Genomic DNA, 11,733 nt, shown 5'->3' on the forward strand with positions numbered 1-11,733 from the left:
TCATCGCGTACTTTTAAAAATTGACGCGCGCAAAGTTTTATGGTTTTTACATCATCGCCAAGACGGTGATGGGAGGCCCCTCCTGCTTGGCCGCCAAGACCAAAGGCCCACATCGTTTCCAAGGGAGGAAACCCATGAACATGCCCCGTATTCTCAAGGCGCTTGTCGCCGGCACGGCACTGACCCTGATTGCTTCCGCCGCATCGGCCGAAGGCATCGGCGCCTCGCTCTTGACCCAGCAGCATCCGTTCTACATCGAGCTTGCCGACGCGATGAAAGCCGAGGCGAAAGAGAAGAACGTCGCGCTCGAAGTTGCGATTGCCAACCAGGATCTCAACAAGCAACTCGCCGACGTCGAGGATTTCATCGTCAAGGGCGTTGACGTGATCGTCATTTCGCCGGTCGACAGCCAGGGCGTGCGCGCCGCGATCGAAAAGGCCGAGAAGGCCGGCATCAAGGTGATCACCGTCGACGTGCCTGCCAACGGCGCGACCGTCACCTCGCATATCGGCACCGATAATTTCACCGGCGGCGTCAAGGCTGGCGAACTGATGGCAAAGGTTCTCGAGAACAAGGGCAAGGTCGCCGTTATCGACTACCCAACCGTCCAGTCGGTCGTGAACCGCGTCAACGGCTTCAAGGAAGCGATCGCCAAGCATCCGGAGATGGAAATCGTCGCCATCCAGACCGGCATCACCCGCGCCGAAGCACTCGCAGCGGCACAGAACATGCTGCAGGCCAACCCTGACATCACCGGCATTTTCGGCTTCGGTGATGACGCAGCGCTTGCTGCAGCGGTTGCCGTCAAGGCGGCGGGCCTCGAATCCCAGGTCAAGGTCATCGGCTTCGATGGCATGAAGGAAGCCCGCGACGCTGTCGACACCAACCCGGTGATGGTCGGCGTGATCCAGCAGTTCCCCGACCAGATGGGCAAGCAGGCCGTCGACACTGCCGTCAAGGTTGCCGCCGGCGAACAGGTTCCGGCCGAACAGCCGATCGTGCCCGGCGTCTACACCGCAAAGTAAGTCCTCCCAGGACAGCCGCCGCCCGAGGGCGGCGGCACCAACACGACGAACGCCTCCGCCTGCTGCCGACAAAAACGGGCAGCAATTCGAAGTGCTACAGCGACCTTTGCGCGTCTGATGAGACACGTTGCGCTGCAGCCCGGAGGCGCTTCTCGGCGCGATCCAAGGAGGCCGCCATGCATGGTTCGACCACGGACACCGTTCTCAAGATCAGCAATGTCACGAAGTCATTCGGGCAGGTTGCCGCGTTGAAGAGCATGCGGCTCGATGTCCGCCGCGGCCGCGTGCATACACTGCTCGGCGAAAACGGTGCCGGCAAATCGACATTGATGAAGATTCTTGCCGGCGTTCACAGCGCGACGTCAGGCGACATTACCCTCGACAATCAACCCTATCGCCCCACCAACCCGCAGCAGGCAGCAGCGCTCGGGCTTGCGATCGTGTTCCAGGAATTGAGCCTCTGCAACAACCTGACGGTGGCGGAGAATATTCTGGCGACGCGCGAGCCGCGCAAGTTCGGCTTCATCAACGATAAGGCGCTCGTTGCCAGGGCAAGGTCGATCGTCGCTGAACTCGGGCTGCCGATCGACGTCACCGAGAAGGTCGGCAATCTCTCGATCGCCCAGCGGCAGCTGGTCGAGATCGCCAAGGGCCTCAGCCATGAGGCAAAGGTCGTCATTCTCGACGAGCCGACCTCGTCGCTCAGCGACAGCGAGGCCGAGATCCTGTTCGACATAATCGGCCGGCTGAAAAGCCGCGGCGTCGCGGTCATCTATATTTCCCACCGCATGGAAGAGATCATGCGGCTCAGCGACGACATCACCGTCATCCGCGATGGTGAGTATGTCTCCACTCACGATCGCAACGACGTCACGATCGAGGCGCTGATTGCGCTGATGGTCGGCCGTCGGATGGAGGAGATCTATCCGCCCCCAATCCACGTTCGCTCGACGGAGATTACTTCGGATCAGCCTCCGGTCCTGGCGGTCGAGCGTCTGACGCGCGACGAGGAATTCGCCGATATTTCCTTCACGGTCGGCGCCGGCGAGATCCTCGGCTTCTTCGGCCTCGTCGGCTCAGGTCGCTCCGAAGTGATGAACGCACTGTTCGGCATGAAGAACGCGAGCGGCACGGTTCGCCTCGACGGCAAGGAGGTTCGCTTCCGCTCGCCGGCCGAAGCGATTGCCCGCGGCATCGGCTTCGTCACCGAAAACCGCAAGGAAGAAGGCCTCGTGCTCGGGCACAGCGTCGAGTGGAACATTTCCATGGCGGCATTGCCTGACTTCACCGGCCCGTTTGGCTTTACCCGCGGCAGCGCCGAGCGCAAGGCAGCGGCAGCCGAGGTCGGCAGGCTTGCCATCAAGACGCGCTCGCTCGACACGCCGGCAGGCTCTCTCAGCGGCGGCAACCAGCAGAAGATCGTGCTCGCCAAATGGCTCCTGACCCGGCCGAAGGTGCTGATCCTCGACGAGCCGACCCGCGGCGTCGACGTCGGCGCGAAATTCGAAATCTACAAGATCATCCGCCAGCTGGCGGCCGAAGGAACGGCGATCCTGCTGATCTCCTCCGAGCTGCCGGAGGTGCTTGGAATGAGCGACCGCGTGGTCGTCATGCATGAAGGCGTGCTCGGCGCGACCCTCGCCGGCACCGACCTTACCCCCGAAACGATCATGGCGCACGCGACAGGTTTCCAATCATGACCCAGCAAACTGCAGCCCAGGCCGCCCTCGTCAGGGCATTGAAGCAATATGGCGGCATCTTCCTCTCGCTGGTGATGCTCTGCGTCATCTTCTCGTTCCTCAATCCCCGGTTCATGTCGGTCGTCAACTTCATGAACATCCTGCAGCAGGTGGCCGTGATCGCTATTGCCGCCTTCGGCATGACCTGGGTGATCCTGCTCGGTGAGATCGACCTGTCGGTCGGCTCGATCATCGCAGTCGCCGGCATGGTCGGGGCGCAATGTTTCGCCTTCGGGCTCGGCTTCGGCCCGGCACTCGCGGTAACTATCGTGGCGGGCGCGCTGATGGGGATGCTCAACGGCGTGTTGACGGCAAAACTGCTACTGCCGTCGTTCATCGTCACCGTCGCCACGATGGGCATCTATCGCGGCCTCGTCAGCCTGCCGACCAACGGCGCGCCGGCGATGATCGACAACGCGACATGGACCGCCATCGGCACCGAGAGCTTCCTCCGCCTGCCCACCATCATCTGGGTCGTTGCCGTGCTCTTCGTCATCAACCAGATCGTGCTCAGCAAGACGAGCTTCGGTCGTCGCGCCTATCTTACCGGCGGCAACCGCGAAGCGGCTGTTTATTCCGGCATCAAGGTCGATCGCCTCAAGATCATCATCTTCATGATCTCGGGCGTGATGGCGGCGATCAGCGGCGTGCTGCTCTCCTCGCGCCTCTTTTCCGCCCAGACCAATGCCGGCATGAGCTACGAGCTCGATGCCATCGCCGCGGCCGTTCTCGGCGGCACCTCGCTTGCTGGCGGTGTCGGCACCATGGTCGGCACGCTCATCGGCGCGCTCATCATCGGCGTGATGAACAACGGCATGAACATGCTTTCCATCCCCTATTTCTACCAGCTCATCGTCAAGGGCCTCGTGATCCTTGTCGCCGTTTGGCTCGACGTTCGCGCCAAACAGGCAAAGCGCTGACCCGGCACGAGTGAAACCCATGCACAAGATACTGACGATCGGCGAGATCCTCGTCGAGATCATCGCCACCGAAAAGGGCGACGGCTTCCGGCAGGCGACACCACTGGTCGGGCCTTTCCCTTCCGGCGCGCCCGCCATCTTCATCGACCAGGTCGGCAAGCTCGGCCAGGCGAGCGCGATCATTTCCCGCGTTGGCGGCGACGACTTCGGTCACGTCAACCTCGCCCGCCTTGAGGCGGACGGCGTCGATACCTCCGGCATCGCGGTCGATCCGCTCGCCACAACCGGCAGCGCCTTCGTTCGCTACCGTCATGACGGCAGCCGTGCCTTCGTCTTCAACATCCGCGACAGCGCCTGCGGCACCATTTCCCTCGATGACAACGCAATCGCGCTGGTTCAAAGCTGCAGCCACCTGCATGTGATGGGGTCGTCGCTCTACGCTCCGAGCGTGGTCGAGAGCATTCTCGCCGCAATCGACATCATCAAGGCAGCCGGTGGCACGGTCTCCTTCGATCCGAACCTTCGCGCAGAAATCCTCGAAAGCCCGGGGATGCGGGAAGCGCTGAGGACAGTCCTTGCCAAGACCGACGTGTTCCTGCCGAGCGGCGCCGAACTCTTCCTGTTCACTGAAGCGAAAACCGAGGCGGACGCCATCGCCGAACTTCTCGCCTCCGGCATCAGGGTCATCGTGGTCAAGCGCGGCGCCGAAGGCGCCAGCTACTTCGATGCGGAAACGACGCTCTCCCTGCCCGGCTTTGCCGTCGAAGAGATCGATCCGACCGGCGCGGGCGACTGCTTCGGCGCCACCTTCGTCACCTGTTGGCTGAATGACGCCAGCCCCCGCGAAGCGCTTGAACTCGCCAACGCGTCGGGCGCTCGCGCCGTGATGATCTCCGGCCCGATGGAGGGCGCATCGACGAGAGCAGAACTCGAAGCCTTCATCAGCGCGCGAAAGGATTGAAGACCATGAAACCCAATTATCTGATCGACATTGCCCAGTGGCGCGACCGTCCGGGCCTGCGCGGTATTCCTTCGATCTGCTCGGCGCATCCGCTGGTCATCGAGGCCGCAATGCTGCGTGCCCTTAGGGAAGACACCCATCTCTTGATCGAGGCGACCTGCAACCAGGTCAATCAAGACGGCGGATATACCGGCATGACGCCCGCCGATTTCACCCGTTTCGTCGGGGAGATCGCCGCAAAGACCGGCTTCCCGATCGAAAACATCATCCTCGGCGGAGACCATCTCGGCCCCAACCCGTGGAAACATCTGCCGGCCGATGAGGCGATGGACAAGGCGGAAGCGATGATCCGCGCCTATGCCGCGGCCGGCTTCACCAAGCTGCATCTCGATACCAGCATGGGCTGCGCCGGCGAACCCGTCGCCCTTCCCGATGCGACGACGGCGTTGCGTGCCGCGCGGCTTGCCGCCGCCGCCGAAGATGCCATCCGCGGACGTAACGGCATCGCCCCGGTCTACATCATCGGCACCGAGGTGCCTGTTCCCGGCGGCGCGCTCGAGGAACTGGATACGCTCGAAGTTACCGCACCCGAAGCAGCCGTCGAGACCGTCGATATTCATCGGCAGGCGTTCAGCGATGCAGGTGCCGGCGAGGCCTTCTCCCGGGTTGTCGGCGCCGTCGTCCAGCCGGGCGTCGAATTCGGCAACGAGAACGTGATCGCCTATGACCGGCCGAGGGCCGCTCAGTTGAGCGCAAGCCTGGCCGAGCTAAACGGCCTCGTCTTCGAGGCGCATTCCACCGACTACCAGACGCAAGAAGCACTTCGTGATCTGGTGACGGATGGTTTTGCCATCCTCAAGGTCGGCCCCGGCCTCACGTTTGCATTGCGTGAAGCGCTTTACGGGCTCGACCAGATCGCCGCGTTCCTGTTTCCCGATGCGCGATCCAAAACGCTGGCCGAGGTCACCGAAGAGGTCATGCGCGAGGAGCCGGGCAACTGGGGCAAGTATTATCACGGCTCGCCCGACGCGCTGCGTCTTCAGCGCCATTTCTCCTACAGCGACCGCATCCGCTATTACTGGCCGCACCCGAAGGTCGCGACTGCAGTGGAAGAGCTTCTTCGCCTGCTCGATGGCGTCACCATCCCCGAGACGCTGATCAGCCAGTATCTTTCGGGCAGTTACGAGCGCGTGCGAGACGGTCAGGTGCCGCCGCAAGCAAAGGCCCTGGCGATTGCCGCCGTCGATGCGGTTCTGGAGGATTACTTCACCGCCTGCAAAGGATAGATCCGACCGTTCATTCCGTGAATATTTCGTAGTCGACACTGCCTATCCCTCGGAAATAAATCTATAAACGAAACCCAAAAGAAGAATGGGGGCGCTTCGACCGTGGACAGACAAATCAAGACGATGGAGGATTTTTCGGAGTTCGTTGGTTTGTCACGCCCCACTGTCTCCAAATACTTCAACGATCCGACTTCGGTTCGCAAGAAGACCCGCGACGCCATCGAGGCCGCGATCAAGCAATCCGGCTTCCGGCCCAACATCTTCGCCGTCAATCTCAACCGGCGGCGAACCAATATTCTTGGCGTCATCGTTCCCAATTCGACCGACCCGTTCTACATGGCGCTGACGCGGCGGATCGAACATATCGCCAACCAGGCGGGCTTTCTCGCCTTCGTTCTCTCCTCCGACGGCAAGCCGGAGATGGAAGAGCGCGCCATCGCAACCTTCAAGTCGATGAATGTCGCCGGCGCGATCATCGCCCCGCTCGGCGTCCAGTCCCATCACCAAAAACTCACCTCGCTCGGCGAGAGCATCCCGCTTGTTTATGTCGACTCGCCGCTCGACGGCAGTTCCTCCTTCGTCGGCACGGACAACCGCCAGAGCTTCAAGCTGATGGTCGATTATCTCTGCCGGTCCGGCGCACCGCCCTGCTACTTCGGCATGCCGCCGGTCAACAACAACGCGCTCGCCCGCCAACACGCCTATGAGGAGGCGATGCAGCAGCTGAAGATGGATCCCGTCATCGTGCCGACGGCGCCGAACGCCTCGTGGGATTTCGAAAAGTTCGGCTACGACGAAACGCTGCGCATTCTGGGAGAAGGCGGTTTTCCGACGAAGACGGTGCTGTGCGCCAACGACCGCGTTGCCTTCGGCGTGATTGCGGCGGCCTTCCAGTCCGGCGTCAAGGTCGGCCGCGAACCGGACAGTGACCTGCGGGTGGCAGGCCACGACGACCATCCGCTGTCGCGCTACACCTGTCCACCGCTGACGACTGTGGCGCAGAACTACAACGAGATCGGCCGGCTGGCGATCGAGCTGCTACTGTTCAAGCTCGGCGAAACTGAGAACGACGACCAGGCCTTCCCCGCGGACGAGCGCATTCTGCTCAGCGCCGAGATCATGCTGCGCGGCTCGGCCTAGCGGTGCCCTTTCAAGACGTGTTCGTCTGGATAGAACAACGCCGGAAGCCATCTTTGAACTCTCCGAGAACAATCGAGACAAACGTCAATACTTGACGCTCGGCTCCGGTCTAACACTCAGTCCCCATGACTAACGAAGTCGATCGCAATCGACATCGCCACGCCGGAAGGCGTCGACCTCGAGCGTCGCCTGGCGCGGATTTCCGATATCGTCGTCGAAAATTACAAGCCGGGCGATCTGGCGCGCCGCGGCCTTGCCTATGAGGATCTGGCAGCCATCAAGCCCGATCTGATCTGGTGCTCGATCTCGGGATTTGGCCAGACCGGCCCCTACAGCCACCGCACCGGGTACGATTTCCTGATCCGGGCCATGGGCGGCATCATGAGCATTACAGGCGAGCCGGACACGGCCGGTGGTTCTCCGGTCAAGACCGGCGTCGGGATAGCAGACGTGATGTGCGGCATGTACGCGACCGTAGGCATTCTGGCGGCGTTGCGCCATCGCGACCGCACAGGGCAAGGCCAGCAGATCGATCTCGCCCTCTACGACAGCCAGATCGCCTGGCTGATCAATGCGGCAACCAATCATCTGGTATCCGGGCGTGTGCCGGGCCGCATCGGCAACGCCCATCCCAATATCGCGCCGTACCAGACCTTCGAGGCGGCCGACGAACATCTGGCTGTCGCCGTCGGCAACGATGCTCAGTTCGCCCGCTTTGCTGCCGTCATCGGCAAACCGGAACTGGCCGAAGACGTTCGCTTTCGCCGCAATCGCGATCGACTTGCCAATCTGGCAGACCTGCAGGCCATCATCGCCGGCGAAATCGTCAAGGACACCGCTCGCAATTGGGAGATACGGCTGAACGCCGAGGGTGTTCCCGCCGGTCGGGTTGCTAGTGTCGATCAGGCCCTGCGTGATCCGCATACGCTCGCGCGCGGAATGGTGGTCAGCATGGAGGACCAAGGAGGTGAGACCCCGATCCGCGTTCTGGGCAATCCGCTGAAGATGTCGGCAACACCGGTGCAGTACCGCAAGCGCCCGCCGCATCTCGATGAAGATCGCGAGGCTATCCTGCGCCTCATTGATGAGACACAGGATAGCTGAGCGTCCACCGGCTTACTGCAGTTTCACCGCCGGCCAGTTCTGATCGGCCTTGGTCACATAAGCCTTGATATCCTTGCGCCAGGTTTCCAGCACCGATTGATCGTAGTTCAGGTAGAGCTTGTCATCGACGATCGTGAACGCCGCCGGATCGATCGGGGCCTTGTAGCCGCGGGACATGCCGTAGGCGCAAAAGCCGCCATACTGCGGCGCATATTTTCCCGGGTTTGCTTCGAAGGCTTTGCGGTTTTCCTCCGAGGCGAACAGGAAGCGGGCATCACGGTAGGTCACGGCAAGGTCCGCTTTGCCCTCAACCGGCTTGCTCTGGACGAAATATGCGACCGGATCATAGCCCGAAATCGCCACACCGCTCTTCTCGTTGATCTCTCCGGCCGGCGACAGTTGCCAGCTGAGCAACGATAAGGGCTCCAAGGAGGGGTCTGGGAATTGTCATGGTGCTTCTCCACGTTGACAGATTGCTGCGTCTTCCTGGTTGCAGACATACGGCGCATCCAATGAATCGGCTGCGCGAAACCGGTGTTTCTCCTGCGATCTCTATTTCTCTTGATCGTTAGACTACGATCAGGGGGAAGCGTTACAGCGTCCGACAAAATGACGGCCCGTCCCGCGCTCGGCGCGCACGATATCTCCGGTGCCGGCGCCGGTTGAATTGCCGTGCAAGCCTGCGTTTGCCGGCCGGCGGCCCACGAGCCCATCAGGAAAAGGAGACGCCGTTCATCCACAGCAGGTTCGCTCCGCACGAAGCCACGCACGCGACACGGCGGCTGCACCCAGCACCGCAGGTTTCGCCGGTGATGGAGTGGAAAACGCAGCTATTCGCCGAGACGCGGCGACGCCCTGACCGTGTCGATGATATCGCCGAGCAGCAGATGCAGCGCATCGCGGTAACCGGTGCGTGCCGACGGGCCGCTCTCCTCAGACGTCATCACCACGGTCAGATCCAACGCCGGAACGATATAGAGCATCTGGCCGCCATAGCCCCAGGCGAAATGCACGGTCTCGCCAGCGATCTGACGCTGAAACCAGCCGTAGCCGTAGATGTCGCCGGAGAACCGAGAATTGGTGCGCGGTTGCCAGGAAAGTGCGATCCATTGCGCCGGCACCACCTGTCTTCCATCTGCCGTTTTGCCGCCGTTGCGGTAAATCTCGCCGAAAGCAAGCAGAGATCGCGCACTCATGGCCATCTGGTTGCCGCCGAGATAGATGCCCTGGGGATCGCGGTCCCAGGCATCGATGCGAAAACCCTTGATCGGACCAAGCCATTCGCGGGCGAGAGCAAGCGTCGACTTGCCGCTGACCTTGGTCAGGATTGCCGAGAGCAAATGGGTGGACGCGGTCGAATAAAGCATCTGCCCGCCCGGTTCGTCGTCGAACGGCTGCGCGAGTGCGGAGCGGACCCAGTTCCGGCTGGACACCCAGCGGCCGTAATTCGGACCGGACATCCTTCCGAGACCGGCCTGCATCGAAAGCAGATTGCCGATGGTGATGTCCTCAAGCCGCGGATCGGGCGAAGCCGGCAGGTCCGGCTTGAGGATCGGAGCGATCTTCTGGTCCGGGCCCTCAAGCAAGCCCTTGTCGATCGCAATGCCGACCAGAGCCGATACGATCGATTTGGAAGCCGATTTGATGTTGTTGGTGTCCGTAGGGCGGGTGCCCCGGTAGCCGCGCTCGGCAAGGACAGAGCCAGCTTGTGAGACGATCACGGTTTTCAATGGCTTGAGGTCGTCGCGCGCAGCAAGGCCGTCCAACAGCGCCGCAAGCGGTGGCCGATCCTGTGCGACCGCCAGGAAGCACATCAGCAGTAGAGAAAAAAATGCGGCAGCAAACCTGATCATGCATTCGATCTAGGATGAATGCGCGGCCGCGTCATGGGGCCGCGCGCAATGTCACGCGGATTTGAAGCCGGGTGACCGGCCGGTCCTGTCGTGGCCCAGTCGCGCAGCACTTCAAGCAGCGGTGGAGCGGATGCGCCTGTGGCGAGGACCGACACGAAACGGCGCAGGCTCTGCCGGACGAAATCCGCAACCGGGATCTGCGGATCGAAACTCCACCAAAGCAGGGCCCCCTGCCAGTGGGACGCCATCAGGAGGCCAATGCCGGGTACCGGCCCCGATGGACCGGAGAGGCGTTCATCCAGCGCCTGTGAGAGCGCATCGCGCCATCGCGCGCCGCGGGCGCGAAGCGCCGGATCGCGCAAATCCTCGCGCAGGATCCGAAGCCCGTCGGCATAGGTTTCGATGCCGCCATAGTCGCCGGACAGTCCGACGAGCAGATCGACGGCGCCTTCCGGTGTCTTCGGCAAGGTCGCGGAAAGCTCTGAAGTCAATCGGTCGAGCCCGTCCCAGGCTTGCAAAAGCGTGCGCCGAACGAGGTGCTGCTTGTTCTCAAACCGCTGGACCAGGGTGGAGGCGGAGAGCCCGGTGCCCGTGGAAAGAGCGGCGAAGGTCAGGCCCTCCGGGCCGCTCGCATGCATGATCGCCAACGCGGCTGCCAACACATCTTCATCAGGCATTGTTTTGGGGCGTGGCATCTTGACTCTCATTAATAACCGAATAATCGTTTATATATCCTATTCTCATAGCCACGACCAGATGGCCTCGATCACCGATGGAGGAAAATATGACGCTCAAGGGAAAAATTGCATTGGTCGCAGGCGCCACTCGCGGCGGCGGACGCGGCATTGCCGCCGAACTCGGTGCGGCGGGCGCAACCGTCTATGTCACCGGCCGCACCACGAGAAGCCAGCAGTCGGAATACAAGCGCCCCGAAACCATCGAGGAGACGGCGGAACTCGTCAGCGAACTCGGCGGCGAAGGCGTCGCGGTGCAGGTCGACCACCTGCAATCCACGCAGGTGAAGGCTCTCATCGAACGCATCCGGCGCGAGCACGGTCGGCTCGACATTCTCGTCAACGACGTCTGGGGTGGAGAAAACCTGTTCGAATGGAACAAGGCGGTATGGGAACATGATCTCGACAACGGCTTGAAGCTGTTGCGCCTGGCGATCGACACGCATCTGATCACCGCCCACCATGCCCTGCCGCTGATGATCGAAAATCGCGGCGGGCTGCTTGTCGAGGTGACGGACGGAACGGCCGAGTACAATGCCGAGCATTATCGGCTCTCGCCCTTCTACGACCTCGCCAAGGTCGCGGCCAACCGCATGGCCTGGGCACATGCCAAGGATCTGGAACCGTACGGCGCCACGGCCATCTCGATTACCCCGGGCTGGATGCGCTCTGAAATGATGCTGGAGCATTTCCAAGTGACGGAAGAAACCTGGCGAGAGGCAACGAAGATCCAGCCGCATTTCGTCATTTCCGAAAGTCCACGCTTCGTCGGCCGCGCCATCGCGGCGCTGGCCGCGGATCCGCAGAAGGCCCGGTGGAACGGGCAATCGCTGTCGAGCGGCAGCCTTGCCCAGGAATACGGCTTCACCGACCTCGACGGCTCGCGCCCCGATTGCTGGCGTTACATGCGCGAGGTGATGGAGCAGAACAAGCCCGCCGACGCGACGGGCTATCGCTGAAACATCTCACGC

At 62.0% G+C, this 11,733-nt stretch carries 11 protein-coding genes; 8 read left to right on the forward strand and 3 right to left on the reverse strand.

Features of this window, described 5'->3' with window-relative positions; translation table 11 throughout:
* Positions 1-134: 134 nt before the first annotated feature.
* The 7 genes from ASD00_RS25400 to ASD00_RS25435 all read left to right on the forward strand — a co-directional run bounded on the left by ASD00_RS25400 (position 135) and on the right by ASD00_RS25435 (position 8,175).
* Complete coding sequence (locus ASD00_RS25400) at positions 135-1,025, forward strand: substrate-binding domain-containing protein (protein WP_025429326.1); 891 nt, start codon at positions 135-137, stop codon at positions 1,023-1,025.
* A gap of 176 nt (positions 1,026-1,201) precedes the next feature.
* Entirely contained in the window at positions 1,202-2,725 is a 1,524-nt protein-coding gene (locus tag ASD00_RS25405) for a sugar ABC transporter ATP-binding protein (RefSeq protein WP_025429327.1), read from the forward strand.
* Positions 2,722-3,684, forward strand: coding sequence for an ABC transporter permease (locus tag ASD00_RS25410; RefSeq protein ID WP_057209896.1), 963 nt, complete (start codon positions 2,722-2,724; stop codon positions 3,682-3,684). Before ASD00_RS25405 ends, ASD00_RS25410 begins: the two co-directional genes overlap by 4 nt.
* A 19-nt stretch (positions 3,685-3,703) precedes the next feature.
* Positions 3,704-4,645, forward strand: coding sequence for a sugar kinase (locus ASD00_RS25415; RefSeq protein ID WP_057209899.1), 942 nt, complete (start codon positions 3,704-3,706; stop codon positions 4,643-4,645).
* A 5-nt stretch (positions 4,646-4,650) separates the two neighbouring features.
* Positions 4,651-5,931: a D-tagatose-bisphosphate aldolase, class II, non-catalytic subunit gene (locus ASD00_RS25420; RefSeq protein WP_057209901.1), complete on the forward strand. Its 1,281-nt coding sequence runs from the start codon at positions 4,651-4,653 to the stop codon at positions 5,929-5,931.
* 123 nt (positions 5,932-6,054) lie between these two features.
* The gene (locus ASD00_RS25425; protein WP_057209902.1) at positions 6,055-7,071 is read left to right on the forward strand and encodes a LacI family DNA-binding transcriptional regulator; all 1,017 of its coding nucleotides are present in this window, start codon (positions 6,055-6,057) and stop codon (positions 7,069-7,071) included.
* A 189-nt stretch (positions 7,072-7,260) separates the two neighbouring features.
* On the forward strand, positions 7,261-8,175 hold the full coding sequence (locus ASD00_RS25435) for a CoA transferase (protein WP_244496134.1): 915 nt from the start codon (positions 7,261-7,263) through the stop codon (positions 8,173-8,175).
* A gap of 12 nt (positions 8,176-8,187) precedes the next feature.
* Here the strand turns inward: ASD00_RS25435 and ASD00_RS25440 are convergent, their stop codons facing one another.
* The 3 genes from ASD00_RS25440 to ASD00_RS25450 all read right to left on the reverse strand — a co-directional run bounded on the left by ASD00_RS25440 (position 8,188) and on the right by ASD00_RS25450 (position 10,723).
* Positions 8,188-8,589: a YHS domain-containing (seleno)protein gene (locus ASD00_RS25440; protein WP_244496126.1), complete on the reverse strand. Its 402-nt coding sequence runs from the start codon at positions 8,587-8,589 to the stop codon at positions 8,188-8,190.
* Between the two features lie 416 nt (positions 8,590-9,005).
* Positions 9,006-10,028, reverse strand: a complete 1,023-nt coding sequence (locus ASD00_RS25445) for a serine hydrolase (RefSeq protein ID WP_057209912.1) — start codon at positions 10,026-10,028, stop codon at positions 9,006-9,008.
* Complete coding sequence (locus ASD00_RS25450; protein ID WP_156585780.1) at positions 10,025-10,723, reverse strand: TetR family transcriptional regulator; 699 nt, start codon at positions 10,721-10,723, stop codon at positions 10,025-10,027. The genes ASD00_RS25445 and ASD00_RS25450 overlap by 4 nt, the downstream gene beginning before the upstream one ends.
* An 89-nt stretch (positions 10,724-10,812) precedes the next feature.
* On the opposite strand from ASD00_RS25450, the gene ASD00_RS25455 reads away from it, so the two are divergent.
* The gene (locus ASD00_RS25455) at positions 10,813-11,721 is read left to right on the forward strand and encodes an SDR family oxidoreductase (RefSeq protein ID WP_057209914.1); all 909 of its coding nucleotides are present in this window, start codon (positions 10,813-10,815) and stop codon (positions 11,719-11,721) included.
* Positions 11,722-11,733 lie beyond the last annotated feature (12 nt).

This window comes from Ensifer sp. Root31 (assembly GCF_001424825.1).
In the GTDB taxonomy this organism is placed as follows: domain Bacteria; phylum Pseudomonadota; class Alphaproteobacteria; order Rhizobiales; family Rhizobiaceae; genus Ensifer; species Ensifer canadensis.

Excerpts from the sequence above, each read along its gene's own strand:
- ASD00_RS25400 (WP_025429326.1), top strand. The coding sequence starts at position 135 with ATGAACATGCCCCGTATTCTCAAGGCGCTTGTCGCCGGCACGGCACTG.
- ASD00_RS25405 (WP_025429327.1), top strand. The coding sequence starts at position 1,202 with ATGCATGGTTCGACCACGGACACCGTTCTCAAGATCAGCAATGTCACG.
- ASD00_RS25410 (WP_057209896.1), top strand. The coding sequence starts at position 2,722 with ATGACCCAGCAAACTGCAGCCCAGGCCGCCCTCGTCAGGGCATTGAAG.
- ASD00_RS25415 (WP_057209899.1), top strand. The coding sequence starts at position 3,704 with ATGCACAAGATACTGACGATCGGCGAGATCCTCGTCGAGATCATCGCC.
- ASD00_RS25420 (WP_057209901.1), top strand. The coding sequence starts at position 4,651 with ATGAAACCCAATTATCTGATCGACATTGCCCAGTGGCGCGACCGTCCG.
- ASD00_RS25425 (WP_057209902.1), top strand. The coding sequence starts at position 6,055 with ATGGAGGATTTTTCGGAGTTCGTTGGTTTGTCACGCCCCACTGTCTCC.
- ASD00_RS25445 (WP_057209912.1), bottom strand. The coding sequence starts at position 10,028 with ATGATCAGGTTTGCTGCCGCATTTTTTTCTCTACTGCTGATGTGCTTC.
- ASD00_RS25450 (WP_156585780.1), bottom strand. The coding sequence starts at position 10,723 with ATGCCACGCCCCAAAACAATGCCTGATGAAGATGTGTTGGCAGCCGCG.
- ASD00_RS25455 (WP_057209914.1), top strand. The coding sequence starts at position 10,813 with ATGACGCTCAAGGGAAAAATTGCATTGGTCGCAGGCGCCACTCGCGGC.